Origin of the sequence: Virgibacillus phasianinus (assembly GCF_002216775.1) — a bacterium.
In the GTDB taxonomy this organism is placed as follows: Bacteria; Bacillota; Bacilli; order Bacillales; family Amphibacillaceae; genus Virgibacillus_F; species Virgibacillus_F phasianinus.
In genome coordinates, this window is record NZ_CP022315.1 from 1,759,074 (window position 1) to 1,781,732 (window position 22,659).

A 22,659-nucleotide genomic window follows, 5' to 3' on the forward strand; every position below is an offset into this window, starting at 1 on the left:
AGTCTCCCAAAAATAAATAAACTGGTTATGACAACATAACCACAATGATCAATTGGAGGTAACTAACATGCTTAATTTAACAAATGAAATCTTGGAAACAAGAAGTGCTGTCCATACGGCTAGGGAAATTTATCAGCAGCCGGATGTGTGGCAGGAATTATTCGCGTTACTTGCTGAGCAAGAGGTGGCATTAAAGGATTTTATTGAATCAATTTATAAAAAACATGATCAGGTGCGGGTGATTTTCACCGGTGCGGGGACTTCGGCGTTCGCGGGGGATACGGTTGTGCCGGAATTGCGGAGGCAGAATAGCAACGCGCAGGTTCAATTCGAATCGATTGCAACAACGGATATTGTATCAAATCCGACCACGTATCTACATCAGAAAGTACCGACGATCATGGTGTCTTTTGCACGGTCTGGTAATAGTCCGGAGAGTGTTGCGGCGGTTTCGCTCGGGGAAGAGTTGATACAACAATTCTACCAGGTTGTGATTACGTGCAATCAGGAGGGGCAGCTTGCCAAGAATGTGAAGGGTGATACAAACAGTATGACGGTTGTAATGCCGGAGGATGTGCATGATCAGGGATTTGCGATGACAAGCAGCTTTACCAGCATGGTTATCGCGGCGTACGCACTGTTTGCGGAAGAATCTTTTACAATTGGCGAGGCAAAACAGCTGATAGAAAGCGCTGCGGCATTACGGGATCTTACACCCGATACGGTTGATGACATATTGAATTTCGACTTCGAGCGCATTGTTTATCTTGGCTCAGGTTTGCTTGGCCAGCTTTCCCATGAGGCCTCGTTAAAAATGCTGGAGCTTTCTGCAGGTCAGGTTACCGCGATTCACGAGTCATCATTAGGATTCAGGCATGGCCCGAAATCTATTTTGAACGATAAGTCCGTTACGGTTCTTTTCATGTCGCAGGATCCTTACACGAGGAAATACGATGTGGATATTTTGCGTGAATTGGCGGCTGATGATTCCGGGATGAAGATTGTTGCGCTTACGGAGAAAAAGGATCTGGAGGTAGAGGCGCTGGCAGATTGGATGGTTACCGTGAATGATGGGTATGATCGCTTTGCCAATGATTTTCAGCTTGCCGTTGTGTATATTATTTTTGCCCAAACACTAGCATTGAAAAAATCGCTGCAATTAGGCATCACGCCAGATAACCCGAGTCCGGATGGGCGGGTAAATCGCGTTGTTCAGGGCGTGACGATCTATGACTACGAATAAGTATTATCTTAAAGCCGATCGGTTTCTATTAGAGAACGGTGAAAAATCCGATGCTTTTTTAGCTGTGGAAAATGGTAGATTTGGAGACTTTGTGGAAAAAGTACCAGAAAATGCAGCGGTCGTTGACTGGAGCGGATACACGATCGCGCCCGGGCTAGTTGATACGCATATTCATGGCATCAATGGCTACGATATCATGGATGGAACGGTCGAAGCGGTTCGCGGGGTCTCTGCTGCACTGCCAGCTCTTGGTGTCACGCGGTTTCTGCCCACCACGTTGACAGCTTACGAAGCGGATTTACAAAAGGCGATTCAGGCGGTTGTTGCTGCTGTTAATGAAGGATTGTCTGGCGCTCAATCGGAGGGGATTTTTCTAGAAGGTCCTTATTTCACTGAAAAACATAAAGGTGCGCAGAATCCAGGTTATTTTCGGGACCCCGACTACGAGGAATTTCAGTTGTGGCAGGAACTTTCACAGCATACGATTGTCAAAATTGCTCTGGCACCTGAACGGGATGGTGCATCAGATTTTATTCGCAAAGTTAGCAGCAAGGGAGTTCTAGCGAGTATTGCGCACACGGACGCGGGCTATGACCGCTGCAAGGATGCTTTGGATGCTGGTGCTAGGAATTTCGTTCATCTGTTTAATGGGATGTCCGGATTGCATCACCGGGAACCAGGTGTTGCTGGTGCAGCGCTGATAAGCAAAGATGCCTTTGCGGAATTAATTTGCGATGGCCATCATGTTCATCGGGATATCGCGTCAATGGTGGTAGGAATAAAAGGGGATAAAACCGTTTTAATCACCGATTGCATGCGGGCCGGATTGTTGCCAGATGGAAACTATCATTTGGGCGAATTTCCTGTCGTTTTGAAAGACGGGGTAGCACGGACAGAGACCGGATCTTTAGCTGGCAGTACATTGCGGCTGATTGATGGCGTGAAAAAATTACATGCGTGGAGTGGTCGGCCGTTAAGCGAAATCTGGCATTTAGCATCATTATCACCGGCCAAAAGTCTGGCTCGGGATAATGAATTAGGTAGCTTACAAACAGGAAAACTAGCTGATTTTGTTGTGATGGATGATGAATTGAACATCCAGGCGACAGCTATTGAAGGAAAAATTGCCTATCAAGCGGGGGTGGAAAGCTGATGATTTTAACCGTTACATTGAATCCTGCTGTTGATATTAGTTATAAGCTTGAAAAGTTCAACCTCGATACCGTTAATCGCGTGCAGGATATTTCAAAAACAGCCGGCGGGAAGGGGCTGAATGTGACACGGGTCCTGGAGCAACTGGGAGAAGAAGTTGCTGCGACTGGATTTTTGGGTGGCGGTTTAGGGGATTTTATTCGGACCGACCTTTCTGGGATCCAGGATTATTTTGTAACGATTGAAGGGGAAACAAGAAATTGTATCGCGGTGATCCACGAAGGCAAACAGACGGAAATTCTGGAGAGTGGGCCGGTTATCTCCGGCAGTGAGGGCGAGTTATTCTTGGCAAGCTTTTCCGAATATGTGCAAAAGGTAGATATCATTACAATATCCGGCAGCCTGCCACGGGGCTTACCCGATGACTTTTATGAAAAAGTTATCCGTGCTGCCGGCGATACTCCAGTTTTGCTTGACACCAAGGGCGAATTATTGAAGAAAACACTGAAAAGCAAACCTTATGTAATCAAACCCAATGTAGATGAATTAGGAGATTTACTTGGTAGGGCGATTACGGATGAGCAGGATATTGTTGCCGCATTAGGCTCGGAAATATTTGCCGATATCCCATGGGTTGTGGTGACAAACGGAGCGGACGGTGCTGTTGTGAAGCATAATGATGCTGTGTACCAGGCGACAATACCGCAAGTCAAAGCAGTAAACCCAGTCGGATCCGGCGATGCAGTGCTAGCCGGATTTGCCGCAGGACTATCACGCGGTTTGGCGGATGAGGATTTAATAAAATTCGGCCTAGCCATGGGCGTACTAAACGCCCTCGAAGAACAAACCGGCCACATCACACCAGAAAAAATAGACTGGTGCATTGGAGAGATTAGTGGGACATGGGGACAGGTCCCGTGTCCCGGAAACCCGGGCGTGAAAGAGTGAAAGGGACATGGGGAGAAAGGGACATGGGGACAGGTCCCTTGTCCCGGAGTCGGAGGGGTTGAGCCGCGATTAAAACTCAGGAGACAGCACACTGAACTTGGGCGAGAACCAGCCGAACTCAGGCGGCACCACGTCGAACTTGGGCCAGAGCCGCCAAAACTCGAGAGACAGCGCGTCGAACTCGGGCCAGATACTACTAAACTCAGGCGACACCTCATCAAACTCGGGACAAAACTCACCTATCCAACAAAATCAATTACAGGAGGCAAATAAATCTATGAAACTATCACCAGGTAAGCAGCGGGGATTGGAAGCAATCTCAGATGAAAATCATATTATTTTTGCGACGGCGATGGACCAGCGCGGGTCATTGGGCAAGATGATTCAATCGTTGAATGACACGATTACATATGAGGATGGACTAAGTAAGTTTAAAGTGGGCGTTAGTGAGGTGCTTGGCAATCAATCTTCATCCTTGCTGCTTGATCCGGAATACGGGTGGGACGCTGCCGGGAAGTTAAATAAGGAAATTGGATTGATTATGGCGTATGAAAAAACCGGATACGATGCAACTGAGCAGGGTCGCCTTCCGAACTTGGTGGATGATTATGCGGTGCAGGATCTTGTGAAAGCGGGTGCCAGCGCAGTTAAGCTGCTTGTGTATTATGACCATAAAGAGGATGAAAAATATAATAAGATAAAAAACGCACTCATTAAACGGGTGGGCGATGAATGCAGGCAAAATGACCTTTTGTTTATCCTGGAGCCAGTCTCCTACAGTGCGGACGGCCTTTCCGCGAAGGGTGCAGATTTTGCAAAAACGAAGCCGGAGATTATTGAATTTTTCATGGAGGAATTTTCAAAAGAGGAATATGGTGTTGATTTGTTAAAGGTAGAGGTGCCGGTGTCCATTTTCCATATCGAGGGTTACGATCAGTACGATAATTACGAACCAGTTTATAGTCAAGAGGAGGCGGCTCGATATTATCGCAGATGCTCACAAAAAAGCGGTGTGCCGTTCATTTATTTAAGTGGTGGCGTCACCAATAAACAATTCGTTGATACGCTTCATTTTGCAAAAAATGCAGAATCTCAGTTTAGCGGCGTTCTTTGCGGGAGAGCAACATGGAAGGACGGCGTTAAGGAGTTTGCGCAAGAGGGCAAGGATGCTTATTATCAATGGCTCGAAACAAAAGGTACAGATAATTTGAATAAGGTTAAGGCGGCTGTTGAGGAGACTGCGGTGCCTTGGAGTGAGTTTGATAACTAGCATGTCGTTTTTTAAGCATTCCTTGTTCAAAATTCAATGTTTTACTTTTAACTGTCTAAAGAATATATACGATAGTATTATGAAGGGCCTCGCTATAGGATTAGCGAGGCCCTTTGATTATTCGGCTGGTAACTCCTTATGAGATTAATCCCCCACGCTTTTAGTCAATTCTGATTAAATAATTAACTAGTAAATTAGGCTGAGTTTGAAGTATAATATATAGGAAAAATTTACTGTGTAGGGGCTGGTTTGGTGGTTAAGAAGAAGGGTAAGAAGTTTTGGATTTCAAGTGTATTGGGAGTTATTATTTTCATATTTTTAATTGTATCGGTAAGTAACAGTGCTGCTGCAACAAAGCGAGCAGATAAAGAGGTTTCTGATTTGGAATCGAATTTAGATGAGAAAAATAGCAGAATCGCCGAATTGGAAGATGATTTGGAGGAAAAGGATTCAACTATTGCTGAGTTAAATAAGAAGGTAGAAGAAGCCGAACCATGGTTTAAGCTTTCTAAAAAAGAACAAGAACGAAAAATAGCGGAAGAAAAGAAAAAAGAAGAAGCAGAAAAAGCCGCTGCAGCCAAGAAAGCGGCAGAGGAAGAAAAAGCAAGGTTAGCTGCTGAGGAAGCAGAAAGGAAGAAGCAGGAGGAGAAAGAAAAGCAAGGGTATGAGACTGGTATCACATTTGAACAACTTGCTCGAACACCTGATGATTATGAAGGTGAAAAGGTTACGTTTTCAGGTAAAGTGGTTCAAGTAATTGAAGGTGAAGACACTACTGTACAATTAAGAATCGCTGTTAACGATGATTATGACAAGGTTATTTTTGCAGAGTATGATTCTTCCATTGTCGATTCGCGGGTGTTGGAAGACGATCAAATAACAATAATGGGAATATCCTCAGGTTTGTTGTCTTACGAATCAACTATGGGGGGAACTATAACTATTCCTTCAATTATTGTTGATAAAATCGAACAGTAGAAAATAGAAAGAACGCAGTAGTTATTCTAAACTTTAGTAATAAAAAGAAGTAATCGCGAGGGCGGTTACTTCTTTTTATTTAGACTTTGCTCTAACTAACCGGCCCTTTGTAACCACAACTGCGGTTGAAATCCGGTTTCATGATGCTGTAAAAATGCTAATTATCTTACCCGTGTTATAGCATTATAGTTCGAGTTTGGAAGTCTGTGTCCTGGCTTAATCTTGATTAAGGATTTTACCAGCCGAGTTTTCATTAACTTAAAGGTCGAAAAATAAAATTCTTCAACACGAACGTTCATTCGAATTATTCTACTATTCTAAAAGACATTATGGTAAAATAAAACCAGCAACTACATAGGTATTGTGGGCGGTTGGCCATCTCCTTGTTTCTTAGCCACATGGATAGGAGGTGGTAGGATGACGACATTCGAAGCATTAAGTTTGGTAGCACAATTTGGCTTGGTTCAACTAGCTACTCTGACTTTAATTGTAACTATTGTCGTTTACCTAAAACAAAAGAAGTAACCGCCCCCATGCATGGTCGCGTTTACTTCTTTTAGTTCAGACACAATTTCTGTGGCCAACTGCTCTTAATGCAGTTTGTAGTTGCCGTGGGACCGGGTAGTAAGAGCTACTCGGTTCCTTATTAATAAGTATATTATATTTCTAATTAATTATACTGTCAATGTGTTTACTTTCTTTCGGGCAGCATTCCGTCAGAGTTGATGTCTGCTGTCGCAAGTTTAACCGACTGTAGCCGATTTTTTACCACCTGGTTTTCATTAACATGACGGTGAAAACTTAAGTTTTAAAAGGTAATTACTCAACCCGAACGTTCATTCCAATTTTTCTACTATTCTAAAGAGTATTATGGTAAAATAAAACCAGCAACTACATAGGTATTGTGGGCGGTTGGCCATCTCCTTGTTTCTTAGCCACATAGATAGGAGGTGGTAGGATGACGACATTCGAAGCATTAAGTTTAGTAGCACAATTTGGTTTAGTCCAACTAGCTACTATAACCCTAATTGTGACTTTTGTCGTTTATCTAAAACAAAAGAAGTAACCGCCCCCTAACCGGTCGCGATTACTTCTTTTAGATAATACAGCTAGATCGTGGCCAACTGCTCTTAATGCAGTTTGTGGTTGCCGTGGGACCGGGTAGTTAGAGCTACTCGGTTCCTTATTAATAAGTATATTATAAATTCAAATAATTATACTGTCAAATGTGTTTGATCCTGTATAACTAGAAAATGCTTGTCTCTGAATTTTCGGGATCCTCACCCGACTTCATCGTCCCATCGCCCGACTTGCACATACCGGCCCATTTTCCATAAACCCTTATCATACATAGAAAGAGAGGAAATCAAATGAAAATAGAAGGAAACCGGATATTCCTACAATCACTTGATAGCAGTTTTGGGGAAGCCATACTGGCGTTAGAAATAAGGAATCAGGAATTTTTTAAGCAATTTACAATCGAGCGTGATGCGGATTTTTATACACTGGAAAGTCAATTGAAAAGGCTGCGTAAAAAAGAGAAGGAAAGGGAGGATGATAAAGGATATCTTTTTGGCATTTTCCAGCAAGAAAGCCAGGAATTAATTGGTGAAATCGACTTGTTTAAAATAGAAAGGGGACCCGCTCAATGTGCGATGGTCGGGTATTCTCTCGATAAAAGTCTAAATGGAAATGGGTATATGACCGAAGCAATCAAACTCGTAGTGAACCATGCGTTCCATGACTTGGAGCTCCATCGGCTTGAAGCCGGCGTCATGCCGCACAACCTGGGCTCAATCAGGGCACTGGAAAAATCCGGGTTTCACAAAGAGGGAATTGCCGAGAAGAATGTTAAGATAAATGGCAGGTGGGAGGACCATCAAATGCTGGCTATCGTAAATCCTGAAGACTGATAGAAATCAAAAATAAACAATTGAGGTGTTCACATGCGAATGGTATTCATCGGCGACAGTATTACGGAATCGGGGAGATTTGCTGAACTTGAGAACCTCGGTACCGGCTATGTACGGTTAATCCATGATTATTTGATTACAACATACCCGGAAAGCCCGCTGGAAATTATTAATAAAGGCATCAGCGGTAATAGAATTACGGATCTGGCAGCAAGGTGGCAAACAGATGCCATTGATTTACAGCCAGACATTATCTCCATATCAATTGGCATTAATGATGTATGGCGGCAGCTTGACCAGCCTGATATCGAACAAATTTTTCCAGATGAATTTGAAAAAATATACGAGGACCTATTGATGAAGATAAAGAATCAGACCAGCGCGACCATTGTGCTAATGGAGCCGACGGTAATTGAAGAAAACGCTGAATCGCTAGGCAACGAAAAGTTAAAGCCATATGTTGAATGCGTAAACAGGTTAGCGGAAAAATATCAGGCCACCACTGTGCCTGCACATCAGTCGTTTAAAAAATATCTAATGGAAGGAACCGGATATAAGCTGACAACGGATGGTGTACATATGAACTCTGCAGGAAACATGCTCATGGCAACCAGCTGGCTTCAGGCAACAAAATCCTTGCTATAGATGTACCTTAGGCAGAAAACAATCTACTAATAATAAAAAAGGTTGTTTTATTTACTAATACATATTCCTTTATCGGACGGAGGGAGTTCGTAATATGAAATTTGGACTCTATCTTGGCGGTACTTTATTAATTTTGACTTTATTTTTCAGTTATATTTTAGACGGTGAATTAAGTAAAGACAATATTCTATATTCAGTAATGTACACTGCGATATTTAGCCTTGTATATACTGTGGGAATACGTTTTAAGAAAAAGAAATAGACCATCTGATTCCTAATCAGGTTCTTCTGTTTCATTTATCGTTGTTGAAATTATAATGGTTATGATATGTTGCAATACATAAGGTAAAGGGTGAATTAGTTTAATCACTTGATTTATGGTTAGATAACTTTGGGAAATTTGGTTTTTTGATGGATTTTTGAAAAAGTGCGTATGAGAAACTTTCCCTTCAGTGAGTAAATGAGGAAATGAAAAAGGAGGTTCAACTATGACAATTGGAAATCAGAATGATATTGACGGGCTAATGAAAATTGGCAAAATAGTTGCATTGACAATAGGCGAAATGAAACGTCAGATACGTGTTGGAATGACAACTAAAGAGTTGGATAATATTGGAGGACGATTTTTAAAAAGGCATGGAGCGGTTTCTGCACCAAAACTGACGTATAACTTTCCCGGTTATACCTGCATTAGTGTTAACAATGAGGTTGCCCACGGAATACCAGGAAATCGGAAAATTAAACAGGGTGATCTAGTAAATATTGATGTATCTGCGGAACTCGGGGGTTATTTTGCTGACGCAGGAGAATCTTTTCAAATCCCTCTATACAATTCTTCTTTGACCCATCTTTGTCAATACACGCATAATACGATGATGAAGGTTATATCGTCACTGAAACCAGGTGTGCGATTGAATGAAATCGGAAGGATTATCCAGCAGGAGGCCAAAAAAGGCGGGTATAAGGTCATTATGAATTTGTGCAGTCATGGAATTGGAAAATCCCTACACGAAACACCTGAAGAAATTCTCCCTTATTATGACAGGAATGATAAACGTGTTTTGAAGGAAGGGTTAGTCATTACTATTGAGCCTTTTTTGTCAACGGAAGCAGATTATGTAGTTGGAAGTCCAGATGGATGGACATTATGTGTACCGGATAATAGCTTTTGCGCACAACATGAACATACGGTAATTATTACGAGAGATCAACCAATCATCACAACCATAGCATAGATATTAACTTTAGGAAGAATAGGGATTGCTTAGAACTCAAACAACGCCAATTTAGAGATGCGTTTAGATGAATCCTTTGTATCAGAAAATAAATAAAAGTCAAGCCTTGAAAGAGAATGTACGTTCCTCTATATTTGTAACTAGAGATGAATTAAATTCTTTTGAAAGTAGGTTAGGATACAGTGAAGATTGACACACCCATAATCCCTGAAGATCTAACGGAGAAAAAATTTACAGATATTTTTTATGAAGAAGATCCAGAATTTGAAATGTGCCTCGTTACAGATTCTCAATTTGAAAATGAGTCCATAGAACGATTGCGGCTTTACCAAACGGTTATCAAAAACTGCAATTTTGTTAATACCGACTTTAGCCGAATTGATTTAACCGATGTGCGCTTTGAGAATTGTGACTTATCCAACGCTAATTTGGGTAATGCCTCCATGAATCGAGTTGAATTTCTTAATTGTAAGCTGCTAGGCAGCAACCTAACAGAGTCTTATATCGGTAATACAAAATTTGGAGAATCAATTCTTAATATGGGTATGTTCGGTAATTCAAAACTTGAAAAAGTGATTTTTGATCATTCTGTGTTAGAAAGCGCTGACCTTTTTGACTGTAAGCTAAAAAAAGTGGAATTTCTTTTATGTAATCTTAATGGCGTAAGCTTTGAAGATACATCACTAAAAGGAATTGATATTAGCTCATCCAATTTTGATTCTTTAGTTGTTTCAATAGAGAACTTACGGGGATGTAAAGTATCAACGTCTCAAGCGGTACAATTTGCTTCGTTATTAGGTCTAAAAATTCAACGTTAGGTCTAAATAATGCCAGCTAATAGTAAAGCAAAAGTCAGAAAAGCGATTTGAAAAGGGCAGTCAATAGTAATATTTCTGAATTATCATTAAAAAATTATTGTTATAAAGCATAATAATGGTATACTAATAAATACAGGAGAAGTACGGAAGGTGGAATCGGATTTGCCAGCATACTTGTAATGGTTAAGTAACTAAATAGTACATTTCTTTTTTGAACAGTGCTGTTCAATGACGGGAGAAGTGTGCCTATTTTTAGCCATTACAGGGAACGCAGGATAGTCCGTTGTTTTCATTCCAGCGGGATACCTATATGGTATTCCGCTTTTTTAATGGGAAATTTTCTCCATTCAACTGTTTTTTGCGTTCCTCTGATTAAATAGGAGGAACTGGTGTATGAGTTTAAATAATTTATTTACGTGTGAGATCATTGCTCAGGAAACACCTTATATCAAACGAAATTGCAGTAAATGTAAAATGAACACAGAGTTTTATTGCAGCGAGAAATTCAGAGTGAATGCGAATCAGAAAATAATTGATAGTTGGCTTATTTATAACTGTATACATTGTGAGGGAACTTGGAATTACCCGATTTTATCGAGAGTAAATATTAATAAAATTGACCCGATGCTAATTCAAAAGTTTATGAATAATGATAAAGAGACAATCTGGAAGTATGCTTTTCAAATCAACAAATTAAGAAAACGATGTAATGATGTAAATACGGATATACGATACGAGCTAAGAAAAGAAAAGCTCGATTTATTAGCCAATGAGGTTACGATTAGACTTTGCTATAAATATGATTTCGGTCTTAGAACAGATAAACTAATAGCAGAAATTTTTGGCATTTCAAGGTCAAACGTAAATAAATTGGCTCAGAAGGGAACTATTTTACTAAATCCAAACATTAAGATGAAGAGCAAAGTTATCGATGATTTACAAATTACAGTCACAGGTGATTGGTACAAAGCTGATGCTTAACAATATCATTCGGGCGCTATCCTGGAACAAGGATAAGCGCTCATTTTCTTTTTCGTATGAAATGTGCTCATCTTTCATATTAGGTCCATTATATGAAATGAAGAGAAGGAATCTTTAAGTATAAGTCGAATGTTTAAAGAAGAAGAAATTTTACTACTTAGAGGAATGAAAATGAATCATTCCATAACAACGTCAGTAAGACAAAAGGTAAAAGAAACATTTAATAATAGGAGTGTTTTCCATTGAAAAAAGTTTATACATGTTGTCCACACGGCGGGAGCGAATTTTACGAGGGGCGAGCGTACGATGAGTGAGAAGATGCACGTTGACGAATTGGAAATTGACGAGCAGCTTGTGCGCAGTTTGCTTGTCGATCAGTTCCCACACTGGGCAAAATTACCCTTACGGCGGGTTGAACCAATTGGAACGGTAAATGCCATCTTTCGACTTGGTGACGAATATTCTGTTCGGCTCGCACGAAGGGGTGGACCGATAACACCAGGAAGCCGCGAATTCACATGGTTGCCAAGACTTGCATCATCAGTTTCGCTTGATATCCCTATGCCTATCGCTCAGGGGCATCCCAACAACGAATATCCATGGTTTTGGGAGGTTCATACCTGGGTTGAGGGCGATACGATGCCTATAGAGGGGATTGACGAGATTCAGGCAGCGTGTGATCTTGCCGCGTTCATCGCAGCACTGCAACAAGTCAATTCGTCGGGTGGGCCGTTGGGACGGGGCATCCCTTTGGCTCAACGTGATAAGGACTTTCGATACTGGCTGGCGCGATTTGATGGTGACCCTGCAGTTTCTGTTGTGTGGGAGTCGGCTCTCGCTGCACCTCCGTGGAACGGCCCCCCAGTATGGCATCATGGCGATCTAGATGTACGCAACTGGCTCGTACGAAATAAGCGCATAAGCGGTGTGATTGATTGGGGTGAGATGGGCATTGGCGATCCCGCGTGCGATGTAATGGTCGCATGGAAGTTGCATTCGCCAGCGGCGCGTGATGCGTTCCGTGAGGCTTTTCCGGTGGATGACGCTACGTGGGCAAGGGCACGTGGATGGGTCGTATCACAGGCAGTCGCAATCCTCGCTTACTACACGCCGCAAAATAATCCGATTCTATACCATGAGGCGAAATCCTGGCTCGATCTAGTGTTGGAAGATTTGTGATAAACCCTATTAAATAGAATGATAATAAGGAGATGTCTTGATGGGTATTGGTTTTAACAATGTTCAGGAGGTTCTGGAAAATTATAAATCCGCGGTATACGAGAAGGATGTTGAGAGGTTTTTGTCTTCATGTGCCTCTGATATCCATGTTTATGATTGTTGGCAGGACTGGGAATATATAGGTATTTCTCAAAGGAAAGAAATGGCGGAAGAATGGTTTAATGGTTTAAATGAAGAAGGTGTTTTACTTAAGACAGACTTTGACAATTTAGTCATTGAAGAAAATGCCAATCTTGCTTTCGTTCATTGTAATGTTACGTACGCTGCTCACAACGAATCTGGAGAAAAACTACGTCAGATGAGAAATCGATTTACATTCGGTTTGAAAAAAGAAAACGACTCCTGGAACATCATACATGAACATTCGTCATTGCCAATAAATATGGAAACTGGGAAAGGTATTTTTTAACTTAAGCCCGAACGATCTATTCTCTAAAAAATCATCTTAACTGCTTCAGACTATGTGATTTTTTTTACCACAAACTTGAGGCTGGGACATAACTAAAATATTTGAGTCAAAGACGAACAATCACAGGGTAGCCAGTTTAAAACGTTAATTTTTAAATAGTCGGATCTAATTCGCAGTTGATATAAATAGCGACATATGCGCTGGGTTGTTTTCCGCTGAAAAAGGTAAATATAGTACAAAATAAGTGGATCTATCATCGCATCTTGAATATACTGCGCTTTCCGCGGGCGAGTGTCGAGTCTCCTCGGACTGCCGTCCTGCGGGGTCTCGCCGATCTCTCACTTCCCGCAGGAGTCTCCGTATATTCAAGATGCTAAGTGAAGGTGAAAATCTATATTTTTAATATCCACCACTTTTTCAGTGCCCTTCCGGCAAGGGGTATGCCGACGTTGCCCGCAAAGGGCGGTTTTAGTCGGCCCTCATCATCACCCACTCTGCGGGGTCTTAAGACTCGTGCTGTTCCCGCAGGAGTCAACGGTCCGGAGCGTAATACACCATCGTAATAGTGGATGGACCAGATAATACCGTTGCTAAGTACCATTAGCGAAGGAAAAACACGGAGACTCCTGTGGGAGCAGAAGCCTCGATGAGACCCCGGAGAGCGTAAGCTCGAGGAGGCTCATTAGCTGCCCACGGAAAGCGCAGTGTTTTTCCGCAGCGACCGCCGGGGTGATAATTTTTAGTTACGTTGCAGTTTATGGACAATTCACAATAAGGTTTAAAAAACAGCCAAGAAAAATATCCGAACTAATCCAAATTCTAATTAAAAAATTTGGAATCATAGTTCGGATTTCCCAATGTTGAATCACTTTTGTCTCAGCCTCAAGTTAATGCGTCGAATCGTTATAATTTCGATTTTCTTCCGACAGAAACATCCTAACTATTTGCCTCAATTTCTGCCCCGGTGAAACTTACCCGGGTAATTTCGGCTCCAGTTGTTTGTGGATCACCACCGGTTAATCTTGCGGTAAGATAGTAGGTATCTGTTCCTGAAGTAGGCGTAACATCTACAAAAGAAAAGGTAGTGGTATTCAAATTCACATGCCCACTATTAACCACTGCATCATTAGCTCTGTAAATAGGCGTTGTAAAAGTTGGATCGTTTCTATATATTTCAAGGGTTAATAGTACATAAGCAGGCACTGGTTCGAATGTGCCCACCACAGACTCAACTGTGCCGGTTAACCATACACGATCAGTTATATCGTCAATGTCCAATACGACAGTCGTTAAAAGTGTTGGTGATGGAGTAAGCATAATGAAAGTAGGTGAATCTATACTTTGATCAAACTCAGTTAATAGTCCCATAGCACCGGTTGCTCCTGTTGCCCCAGTAGCGCCGGTAGCGCCCGTAGCCCCCGTTAAACCGGTTGGTCCGGTTGCTCCAGTAACGCCTGTAGCCCCAGCAGGTCCGGTAGCCCCCGTGGCGCCCGTAGCACCCGTCAAACCGGTTGGCCCGATTGCTCCAGTAACACCTGTAGCACCAGCAGGCCCAGTAGCCCCCGTGGCCCCGGTAGCTCCTCTGCATCTGCCGCAATTCACAATACAGCGCTTATTCAAATGTCGATGTATACATTTCTTACAATACTTTAGACGTTTGTTGCAATAACGACAGTTGTAGTGATACTTACAATGATTCCTGCAATGTTTACAGTTACAAGGGGATCCCCTCGTATAAAAACGATTATCATTCTTCCAAGTCATAAGGCCTTTCACCTTCCTCATAGTTTGTTCTTATATACTATGAGGGGTAAAAGGCGCCGGTAAAGGCTTGTATCCATGTTATTGGTATATTGCGCAAAAAGGGGCGCCACTGGAAGCTGTTAACGGGCCTATATTGATGATGGTAATCTAAAATGTTCTGCATGGTATTGTATTCATTCAGAGGCAGCTAGGATAAGGCCCTCTTCTTCAGTGAAAGTGGACCTTTGTTTCCATCCTTATTAGTTCGAAAAAGGTGGGATGCTTTGCTTAAATCGGAATACATTCATAGGATCTACTTTCGTTTTGACTTTTCGTAATTGATCAAAGTTGTCGCCATAATAGGTTCTCGGCCAATCCCGAATTAAGATATCTGGCCAATTGACATAATTTCCTCGTGTGTACGGTGTCAAATGTTTGCGTAATGAATAAACCCATTGTACATTCCTGCTTGCGACTTCATCCTTCGTCCATCTTGTGTTATATTCCTGAGCTATTAATGCATTCCTATGATAATAAGCTGTTTCAGATGGTGCTTTGTCTTGTACAGCGCCTGCCAATGATTGTTGCCAGATTGCTGCATTCTCATTTGGTGCATTTTCAAGGAATCTTTTCATAATTTTGATCCCTTCATTGGGAAGTGGTTTGTAAATGTATGCACCTGACCGTTTGAAATAAGAGGGGATATTTCCTGCTGGATTGTTGAAAAAGTTAACAGCTTGATTGAAGGGTATTGTTGTCACCTGAACCTTTCTTGGAGAAGTGTTTTTCACGAGTGGCCGAATCAATTTTTTTAATTCATCCTTTGAACCGAGAAATTGTCCAAGCGCCTGGATTGTGTTTTCGCTTTTGGCCTTGAGTTCAATGGATGAGGTTAACCTTCGATCCGCGAAAGGTGCCCAATGCTGCCAGCTATCAAATGCTGTTTCCAATTGGTCAAAATCCCACTCCGCTTGGAAGATTGATACGTTTTTAATTGGATGGATACGGAATGTGAACTCGGTGACGATTCCGAAATTCCCACCGCCGCCACCGCAACATGCCCAAAATAGTTCGCTATTCTTCCTACTATTTGCTTCTAAAACTTTCACATCGTCCTTTCCTTTTGGCACGGCAATTCGAACATTTAGGAGGTTGTCACAAGTTAATCCAAATACCCGAGATAAGTAACCGATTCCTCCGCCTAATGTCAGACCAGCGATCCCAACACTAGACTGGGTTCCAGCGGGGATTGTACTACCTGCACTTGAGTGAATGCCACTAGGGAGTGTACGTCCGTGCTGCCATAATGTTTGATAGACATTTCCGAGTTCACAACCTGCTTTAATGACCGCAATATCCTTTGACGTATCAACTTTTATAGCGTTCAGTTCGCTGATATCAATGACAATCCCATTATCTAGTAATGAGAAATTTTGATAACTATGCCTCCCACTCCTCACACGAAAAGGAACTTTGCTTTCCCGTACATATTTTAATGCATTCAAAACATCCTTTTCTTCCTCACAAAATACAATTGCTTCAGGGAACTTTGAATAATATAGATTGAAATTTTTACGGGCCTCCGGATAGCCCGGGTCACCACGTCGTATAATCCGTCCAGTTAATTCAGTCACTATCGATCCCACCTCTCTCATTTGCCTATCTACAGTAGTATATAGGCCTGGTAAAGGCGGGGAACGGCGGATATAATGGGTTAAGTTACTTTTAGATCATTTAACAATCAATTAAGCTCGGTAGCAGTCGTACAGTTATCTAGCAAAAAACTGGATGCCAAGATTGTAGAATAATACCTTGGAGTGGTGATAAGATAGAGGAGGACATAAGTCTGGAATGAATAGTGCTAAGCAAAGGTAACGTATCATAAATGGGTAATAGAAACTGAATTATCATGTGGAGGGATAAGAATGAAATTAAAGGTAATTTTTGTATTGTTCTTTTTATCGTTAGTCTTAGTAGCTTGTAGCAATAGCGCAGATAAAGGCAATACATCAGAAACAGAACATGCAGAAAATATTAAAAAACTGGTTCACGGATACAGTACCGGTAAACTGGAAGCTAAATCTGCTTCTATTACACCGCAGGAGCTTACTGTTGTTGATGCAAACGAGAATGAAAAGGTATATAAATTAACGGGTGAAAAGTTCTTTGTCTCCATCGCACCATATGTAAACCAAACACATCCCTGCACGTATCATAGCTTAACCGGCTGTCAGGGCGAAATGGCAGTGAAAGAATTCAAGGTGCACATAAAGGATAGCAATGGCAATACTGTTGTAAATAAAAAAATGAAGTCACAGGAAAATGGATTTATTGATTTGTGGGTACCGAGAAATGAAAATTACAGCATAATCATTACACATAATGGGAAAAGAGTCGAGTCGCAATTTTCCACATTTAATGATGATCCAACTTGTTTAACGAATATGCAGTTATCCTAGAATTAACGGTGAAATTGGTGTCATAGCTTTTTTGCGATCGGTGCGCAAATGTGGAATAAATTGAATTTAGAAATGCTGCCTGTAGGAAAGAGAGGACTAGCATATCACCTTACTAGTTTCTTTTTGTATTGTGTACGTAAATCTTTAATTAGGTGTTATCTACAGGCAAAGACACTGTTGACTGTAATGATTATCTTAGTCATCCAGAAAAAGCGCACTAACCGGATAATGTGTCCTTCAGAATAGGATATTTTGTGAAATAAATATTGTTTAGTAAGCAATAAGGGTTTAGTTAAGTTAACTAAATTAGGGGTTGTAAAATGAGAAAAGGAAAGGTTTCAATAAAAAAGAAGCAAAAAAAATTAAAATCCTATAAGTTTGGAATAGCGCTTTTAATTGTTGCTGTTTTATGTTGGCTGACTGCTGCTGTCACAACACTAATACCATTTTCGATTACGGTAAAGGCAAGTATTATAACAGGTGGTCTCATAATAGGGGAAATCTTATTTTGGGTAGGTGCTTTACTCGTTGGCAAAGAAGTAGTATCAAACTATAAACGTTATTTAAATCCCAAAAATTGGTGGAAAAAAGGTGAAAGAAAAAAGCATGAAGAATAAGAATATAGCAGAGCAAATTACGAATACACAAAAGGCTTCGCCCGGACATTCAAAGGGAAATCAGTGTGCTTATGAAATCAAAAAACTGAGCAGTACACTCTAAAATTAGAATTTACACAAATAAATTTTCAAGGAGAGAGAACCGTGAAGGGTTAGCAAGCACGATAAAGCGGGGATAGATACGTAAAATTGATCCCAAGTTTGCAGCTCACGTTTATTTATCGTTAATGAAGGTTGGTTATGACAATTCCGGGAAAGAGCAATTTTTTTCTCCCATAGAAAAAGTTGCCGAAGAAATAATTGAGTTGTTATGGCAAAGTATTAAGACAAAGGAGGAAAAGTAACATGCGCTTATGGCACGAAGACCTTCTCTCAAGGTTACCTCGACAGCAGCTTCTCGGACAACATCGTGAATGCTGTGCATTGCGTGGGAACGGGTGGGGAAAGAGGCATGCAACGGTCAATTATGTTTTTAATTATTCCCCATATAAACTCTTCCTCTATCACCAGAAGGTTATGGATGAAATGAAAAAAAGAGGATATCGTAATGATCCAGCATGGGAAGATCCAACCTATCGAGGAAAGATTAGTGATTCACACAGTAATGGAAGCTTGGGTGATACGAACGTAGAAGCCCGTTACCCTGAACACGATGATAACTATTTACAGGAATGCATAGATAACCTACATAAAAAAGGAATTGATATATAAAATCAGCTGCTTTAGAAAATAAGGGCTGGTTTTTATTTTTGTTTAAGTTGGTTTTCTTCCCAAAGCAATGTGTAGGAAGGATGAGTTTCTCCCTCAACATGCAATGTAATAGGAATGTCATTAAAAGCAGATTTACGGTTCCAGAGCCTGCAACTCATGAGATAATCGATGTGCTGATACTGAGCATGTTCTTCTAGTTTGGCTAATGCCTGTTCTGAATTATCAGCGATTAGATTATTTAAATAGTTGCGGTCTTTTGCAGATAATACGTTTTTGAAGTAGCCAAGTATATGGTATAACGCATTGGAGAGTTCAGGTAGTTCCTTGCTTGAAATGGAATGAAACTCTTTTTCAACTTGTGCTAATAAAGTAAAGGACGTACGGAAATCTGTGGTATCACGAAAAGATTTTCTAATTTCCCGATACCTGTTTTGCCCACAAGCCATTACCAAATATTTATTAGCGGCCCACACGGATTCTGCTCCTTTTTTAACATGCTTTAGTGTACTAATTGATTGGGTATTATTCATAATTATTGCCACCGTTCCTATCCGAGTTTAATAATATTACCACAAATCAGCTGATTTCAAACGTTTAACTAACTTGCTTTAGGGAATTTAACTACCAAATTGTTCAGTTAATGGAAGGGAAGATAAGTATTGAAAATCTATTCGTTTGAAACAACGCTACAGCTACCGTTGTCTTTGGAAGGAGCATGGGAATTTTTTTCAGATCCAAGTCAGCTTTCGGACATTACCCCTCCATGGATGCGCTTTGAAGTGAAAGATGTACCCCCTCAACAAATGTATCCAGGTATGATTATCAAGTACCACCTGCAACCATTATTGGGAGTGAAATTGAATTGGGTGACGGAAATTACCCATGTTGCAGCTCCAAATTATTTTGTGGATGAACAGCGGTTTGGACCGTATCGATTTTGGCATCATCAACATCATTTCAAAGAGAATAAACACGGAACAGAGATGAAGGATATTGTTCACTATGTATTGCCGTTTTCAGTTATTGGAAGAACAGTGCATAAATGGAACATTGAAAAAAAGTTGAAAGATATTTTTCAGTATCGTGAAGATAAATTAAAGCAATTATTCAATGAGTAATTAAGAGGGAGAGAATTCAAATAAGGGGTAGGGTATTTGCAATTAAAAAAGCGTTCCTATTCCTTCCTTATAGCTCCATCGCCACCAAACATAAATTGGTGGCATTTTTTATTTTCCCTAAACCGACACCTTTTCACACCTTCCTTCGATTATAGAGGTGAAAGGAGGTGAGCAACATGGCAGTTACAGCAAAACAAACCAGCTCGACACTTCGCATGGTTTTCAGTGATGGGATTGATCCAATCAGTGGAAAGGAGATTTATAAAACAAAAAGCTTCAGCAACACAAAGATCGCAGCAACTACCGAACAGTTATTTGCAGTCGCAGTTTCCCTTGCGCCATTGCAGCAGCGTTCACTTTTCAAAATTGAACGCAATGACAATTCGGAGTTACGTGATGAAGCTTAATCGGCCACATTCAATTTAGTAGAAAGGAGGAATTCAGATGAAAAAGCTGGAATTGAAATTTGAAAACGAGGAAGGCAAAGTAGTAACATACACACTGGATAAACCAGTTGAGCCAGTAGACCTCGTTGCAGTGAACAACGCAATGGATGAGATTATCGCACAAAACGTATTCACCTCATCCGGCGGCAATCTTGTAGCCAAACAAAGCGCACGGATTGTGGAACGTAACGTATCAGACATCGAATTAGCTTAATGAAAGGGACCAGCGACATGAATAATATTCTGGCGCTGGTCCTTCTTAAATAGGTGCTGGTCATATGCTCTCCCGAGTTTTGGTGGTTCTGTCCCGGGTTCAAACGGCTGTCGCCCGAGTTTAGATAGCTCTCTCCTGAGCTCGAAAGGCTGTCGCCCGAGTGGATCCCATTCTGTCCCGAGTTTCATTGGCCCCAGCCCGAGTTTGCACGGGTCTCTCCCGAGTTAGGGAAGTTTCGTCCTGGCTTCGCTCTGACCTAGCCGGGATTGCTTTTCCCAACTGGCATTTTATAAAAATTAATTGAAATAGAGAGGAGGAAATCATGTGGAGACCTGGATGTCATTCGTGACCGACGTTGGCTTCCCGATTGTAGTGACATTTTATCTATTACACCGCATTGAAGGAAAGCTCAATGACCTAATCGAATCAATCCTCACCTTACCCGATAAAATGGGTGGCTCGTGATGATGAAACTTCAGCTGCGGCTGGAGTTTTATTTTGGTTGATGTGGCAGGGATCATGGTCTATGTATTCCGCATAATACTTAGCGTAAATAAAACCGGCCCCCCTTTAATAAAGTTGTTGAGAGTCATATTGATTTTTATTCCTGCTTCTAAAATAAATTTTGTATCATTTTATTAATGCATGTATATACTAAGTATATACAAATGAAAATGGAAGTGATAAAATGAAAACAAATAAGAGAAAAGGAGTGTTTTCCATGACAACCAAGGTCCAAAAATGGGGTAATAGTCTTGGTGTTCGCATTCCACAAAGGGTAGCTGAGAGATTTGACATTGAAAATGGTTCAGAACTCGAGTTAAGTGTAGATGAAAAAGGGATTATATTAAAGCCTGTTGTTGAAGATCCTACATTAGAGGAATTGTTGGATCAAATAACAGAAGACAACCGTCATGAAGAAATTGATTTTGGTAAATCGGAAGGGAATGAATTATTATAATGGAAGTTCCTGACAAAGGTGACCTAGTATTTCTTAACTTTAATCCACAATCTGGGCATGAACAAGCAGGTCACCGGCCCGCAATTGTTTTATCTCCACAAATATTTAACCAAGCCACAAAGTTTGCCATAATCTGCCCAATAACAAGACAGGCTAAAGGTTATCCATTCGAAGTTGAATTGCCAGATGGTTTAGATATTGGAGGGGTTATATTAACGGATCAAATTAGAAGTTTGGACTGGAAATCTAGAGGACTAAAGATAAGAGGACATGCATCAGCGGAAGTTGTAGAGAAATGCATCAAAAAGATACACGCTTTTCTGCCATTATAATCTTTCATAACAAACCCCCAAATAAAGGAGCAAACCACTATGATCATGAAACCCCGACCAATCCCGAATGAAATTACCACACTGGAAGCACTATTACGCAGATTGCCTCCAGCCTATAAGAGGCGGCGAATGCTGGAGCAGGATTTGGCACATCGTCAACAAGGCTATGACGGCGAGAAAAACGTAGATCGTTTCACCGGCGCGCTTTTGAAAAATAACTTCACGCTACTCCACGACGTCTACTTAGATTCCACCTTCCAGATTGATACCCTAATCATCGGACCGCACTGCATGTTCGTCGTTGAAATCAAAAACTACAAAGGAACCATCACCCTTGACTACAAACTAAACCAATTCACCCGCGAATATAAGGGAGTGGTCACCGGCTTCCGCAACCCCATCATTCAAGCCATGACAAACAAGCTGCTCCTAACAAACTGGCTCGCAGAACACAACATAGATGATATCCCCATCATCCCGCTTTTTGTCATTAGTGATCCAGCCACCATAATAAAAGTAATCCCGGAAACCCACGATATATCCAGCGAAATCATGCACGGAGAGTACATGCCGCAGCACGTCATCAAAGTGAATCATGCACTAAACAAGCCTCATGGTCATCTTCATCAAAAGATTGGCGCAATGATTGTACAAGAATGTGAAACCTATCATTTCGATTATCAGCAAAAATACGCGATCGATCCCAAAGACTTGCTAGGCGGGGTGCAGTGCACTGGTTGCGGAAGGCTGGGAATGCGGCGACAGTACAACAGCTGGATCTGTGAAAAATGCCAAACCGTCTCCAAAACTGCGCATATACAAGCGCTGACAGACTACTTCCTGGTAAAAAAGCCATGGATCAGTAATTCCGAATGCATGCGCTTTCTGGGCATCACCTCCAAAAATGTTGCAACCAAACTACTGAAGGAGCACGGACTTTATTATGATCCGATCCATAGGAGATGGCATGTAAAGCAGGTGAATAAAGTGCCGGTTGGTAAAATCACTGTCTAGCGATTGGGAACGCGTCCTTTTCAACCGGCTCTTTATTAAACAGTGGTCAAACTCGGGAGAACACCTTACAAACTCAGGAGGGACCCCCGCGAACTCGGGCGGCAGCAAGCCCAACTCGGGCCGCAGCACTATCAACTCGGGAGAGAATTTCGTCACTCCCGAGTTTGGTCTATTCAAGCACGAGTTGAAGCGGATCACGCCCGACTTAAGCAG

The 22,659-nt window shown here is 41.4% G+C and carries 27 protein-coding genes; 24 read left to right on the forward strand and 3 right to left on the reverse strand.

The window, feature by feature from the left end; genetic code table 11:
* The first annotated feature begins 67 nt into the window (after positions 1 to 67).
* The 14 genes from CFK37_RS08690 to CFK37_RS08745 all read left to right on the forward strand — a co-directional run bounded on the left by CFK37_RS08690 (position 68) and on the right by CFK37_RS08745 (position 12,831).
* Complete coding sequence (locus CFK37_RS08690; RefSeq protein ID WP_089061491.1) at positions 68 to 1,243, forward strand: SIS domain-containing protein; 1,176 nt, start codon at positions 68 to 70, stop codon at positions 1,241 to 1,243.
* A complete protein-coding gene (nagA, locus tag CFK37_RS08695) occupies positions 1,230 to 2,396 on the forward strand; it encodes an N-acetylglucosamine-6-phosphate deacetylase (protein ID WP_089061492.1) in 1,167 nt (388 codons plus the stop codon). The genes CFK37_RS08690 and nagA overlap by 14 nt, the downstream gene beginning before the upstream one ends.
* Positions 2,396 to 3,343 (forward strand): hexose kinase, encoded by a 948-nt coding sequence (locus CFK37_RS08700; protein ID WP_089061493.1) that lies wholly within the window; start codon positions 2,396 to 2,398, stop codon positions 3,341 to 3,343. Before nagA ends, CFK37_RS08700 begins: the two co-directional genes overlap by 1 nt.
* 277 nt (positions 3,344 to 3,620) lie before the next feature.
* Positions 3,621 to 4,613 (forward strand): tagatose 1,6-diphosphate aldolase, encoded by a 993-nt coding sequence (locus CFK37_RS08705; protein WP_089061494.1) that lies wholly within the window; start codon positions 3,621 to 3,623, stop codon positions 4,611 to 4,613.
* 252 nt (positions 4,614 to 4,865) lie between these two features.
* Entirely contained in the window at positions 4,866 to 5,591 is a 726-nt protein-coding gene (locus tag CFK37_RS08710) for a toxin regulator (protein ID WP_089061495.1), read from the forward strand.
* A gap of 417 nt (positions 5,592 to 6,008) precedes the next feature.
* The gene (locus tag CFK37_RS20390) at positions 6,009 to 6,116 is read left to right on the forward strand and encodes a putative holin-like toxin (RefSeq protein WP_245837336.1); all 108 of its coding nucleotides are present in this window, start codon (positions 6,009 to 6,011) and stop codon (positions 6,114 to 6,116) included.
* A 433-nt stretch (positions 6,117 to 6,549) separates the two neighbouring features.
* Complete coding sequence (locus tag CFK37_RS20395; RefSeq protein WP_245837337.1) at positions 6,550 to 6,657, forward strand: putative holin-like toxin; 108 nt, start codon at positions 6,550 to 6,552, stop codon at positions 6,655 to 6,657.
* Positions 6,658 to 6,961: 304 nt separating this feature from the next.
* Positions 6,962 to 7,504, forward strand: a complete 543-nt coding sequence (locus CFK37_RS08715; protein WP_089061496.1) for a GNAT family N-acetyltransferase — start codon at positions 6,962 to 6,964, stop codon at positions 7,502 to 7,504.
* Between the two features lie 33 nt (positions 7,505 to 7,537).
* Positions 7,538 to 8,149 (forward strand): SGNH/GDSL hydrolase family protein, encoded by a 612-nt coding sequence (locus CFK37_RS08720; protein WP_089061497.1) that lies wholly within the window; start codon positions 7,538 to 7,540, stop codon positions 8,147 to 8,149.
* A gap of 488 nt (positions 8,150 to 8,637) precedes the next feature.
* Positions 8,638 to 9,384, forward strand: a complete 747-nt coding sequence (gene map, locus CFK37_RS08725; RefSeq protein WP_089061498.1) for a type I methionyl aminopeptidase — start codon at positions 8,638 to 8,640, stop codon at positions 9,382 to 9,384.
* A gap of 182 nt (positions 9,385 to 9,566) precedes the next feature.
* Positions 9,567 to 10,202, forward strand: a complete 636-nt coding sequence (locus CFK37_RS08730) for a pentapeptide repeat-containing protein (RefSeq protein WP_089061499.1) — start codon at positions 9,567 to 9,569, stop codon at positions 10,200 to 10,202.
* A gap of 393 nt (positions 10,203 to 10,595) precedes the next feature.
* Complete coding sequence (locus CFK37_RS08735; protein ID WP_089061500.1) at positions 10,596 to 11,183, forward strand: DUF1062 domain-containing protein; 588 nt, start codon at positions 10,596 to 10,598, stop codon at positions 11,181 to 11,183.
* A 306-nt stretch (positions 11,184 to 11,489) separates the two neighbouring features.
* Positions 11,490 to 12,362, forward strand: a complete 873-nt coding sequence (locus tag CFK37_RS08740; protein ID WP_089061501.1) for an aminoglycoside phosphotransferase family protein — start codon at positions 11,490 to 11,492, stop codon at positions 12,360 to 12,362.
* Between the two features lie 40 nt (positions 12,363 to 12,402).
* The gene (locus tag CFK37_RS08745; RefSeq protein ID WP_089061502.1) at positions 12,403 to 12,831 is read left to right on the forward strand and encodes a YybH family protein; all 429 of its coding nucleotides are present in this window, start codon (positions 12,403 to 12,405) and stop codon (positions 12,829 to 12,831) included.
* A gap of 936 nt (positions 12,832 to 13,767) precedes the next feature.
* On the opposite strand, the gene CFK37_RS20265 is transcribed toward CFK37_RS08745, so the two are convergent.
* Positions 13,768 to 14,451 carry a hypothetical protein gene (locus tag CFK37_RS20265; RefSeq protein WP_216639618.1) on the reverse strand — a complete coding sequence of 228 codons (684 nt, stop codon included), beginning with the start codon at positions 14,449 to 14,451 and terminating at the stop codon, positions 13,768 to 13,770.
* A 383-nt stretch (positions 14,452 to 14,834) separates the two neighbouring features.
* The gene (locus tag CFK37_RS08760) at positions 14,835 to 16,208 is read right to left on the reverse strand and encodes an FAD-binding oxidoreductase (protein ID WP_245837338.1); all 1,374 of its coding nucleotides are present in this window, start codon (positions 16,206 to 16,208) and stop codon (positions 14,835 to 14,837) included.
* A 291-nt stretch (positions 16,209 to 16,499) separates the two neighbouring features.
* Between CFK37_RS08760 and CFK37_RS08765 the strand changes: the two genes are divergently transcribed.
* The 3 genes from CFK37_RS08765 to CFK37_RS08775 all read left to right on the forward strand — a co-directional run bounded on the left by CFK37_RS08765 (position 16,500) and on the right by CFK37_RS08775 (position 18,361).
* A complete protein-coding gene (locus tag CFK37_RS08765; protein ID WP_089061505.1) occupies positions 16,500 to 17,033 on the forward strand; it encodes a CueP family metal-binding protein in 534 nt (177 codons plus the stop codon).
* 320 nt (positions 17,034 to 17,353) lie between these two features.
* Positions 17,354 to 17,650, forward strand: coding sequence for a transporter suffix domain-containing protein (locus CFK37_RS08770; RefSeq protein WP_089061506.1), 297 nt, complete (start codon positions 17,354 to 17,356; stop codon positions 17,648 to 17,650).
* A 345-nt stretch (positions 17,651 to 17,995) separates the two neighbouring features.
* Complete coding sequence (locus CFK37_RS08775; protein ID WP_089061507.1) at positions 17,996 to 18,361, forward strand: TIGR02328 family protein; 366 nt, start codon at positions 17,996 to 17,998, stop codon at positions 18,359 to 18,361.
* 32 nt (positions 18,362 to 18,393) lie between these two features.
* Here CFK37_RS08775 and CFK37_RS08780 read toward each other — a convergent pair whose 3' ends face one another.
* The gene (locus CFK37_RS08780; protein ID WP_089061508.1) at positions 18,394 to 18,891 is read right to left on the reverse strand and encodes a DUF1722 domain-containing protein; all 498 of its coding nucleotides are present in this window, start codon (positions 18,889 to 18,891) and stop codon (positions 18,394 to 18,396) included.
* Between the two features lie 129 nt (positions 18,892 to 19,020).
* On the opposite strand from CFK37_RS08780, the gene CFK37_RS08785 reads away from it, so the two are divergent.
* The 7 genes from CFK37_RS08785 to CFK37_RS08820 all read left to right on the forward strand — a co-directional run bounded on the left by CFK37_RS08785 (position 19,021) and on the right by CFK37_RS08820 (position 22,446).
* The gene (locus CFK37_RS08785; protein ID WP_089061509.1) at positions 19,021 to 19,479 is read left to right on the forward strand and encodes an SRPBCC family protein; all 459 of its coding nucleotides are present in this window, start codon (positions 19,021 to 19,023) and stop codon (positions 19,477 to 19,479) included.
* 176 nt (positions 19,480 to 19,655) lie between these two features.
* Positions 19,656 to 19,886, forward strand: a complete 231-nt coding sequence (locus CFK37_RS08790; protein WP_089061510.1) for a DUF1659 domain-containing protein — start codon at positions 19,656 to 19,658, stop codon at positions 19,884 to 19,886.
* Between the two features lie 37 nt (positions 19,887 to 19,923).
* A complete protein-coding gene (locus CFK37_RS08795) occupies positions 19,924 to 20,139 on the forward strand; it encodes a DUF2922 domain-containing protein (protein ID WP_089061511.1) in 216 nt (71 codons plus the stop codon).
* Positions 20,140 to 20,463: 324 nt separating this feature from the next.
* Complete coding sequence (locus tag CFK37_RS08805; RefSeq protein WP_089061513.1) at positions 20,464 to 20,604, forward strand: YvrJ family protein; 141 nt, start codon at positions 20,464 to 20,466, stop codon at positions 20,602 to 20,604.
* A gap of 223 nt (positions 20,605 to 20,827) precedes the next feature.
* Positions 20,828 to 21,100, forward strand: a complete 273-nt coding sequence (locus CFK37_RS08810; protein ID WP_089061514.1) for an AbrB/MazE/SpoVT family DNA-binding domain-containing protein — start codon at positions 20,828 to 20,830, stop codon at positions 21,098 to 21,100.
* Positions 21,100 to 21,432, forward strand: a complete 333-nt coding sequence (gene mazF / locus CFK37_RS08815) for an endoribonuclease MazF (protein ID WP_089061515.1) — start codon at positions 21,100 to 21,102, stop codon at positions 21,430 to 21,432. The genes CFK37_RS08810 and mazF overlap by 1 nt, the downstream gene beginning before the upstream one ends.
* 129 nt (positions 21,433 to 21,561) lie before the next feature.
* Positions 21,562 to 22,446, forward strand: a complete 885-nt coding sequence (locus CFK37_RS08820) for a nuclease-related domain-containing protein (protein WP_157724820.1) — start codon at positions 21,562 to 21,564, stop codon at positions 22,444 to 22,446.
* Positions 22,447 to 22,659 lie beyond the last annotated feature (213 nt).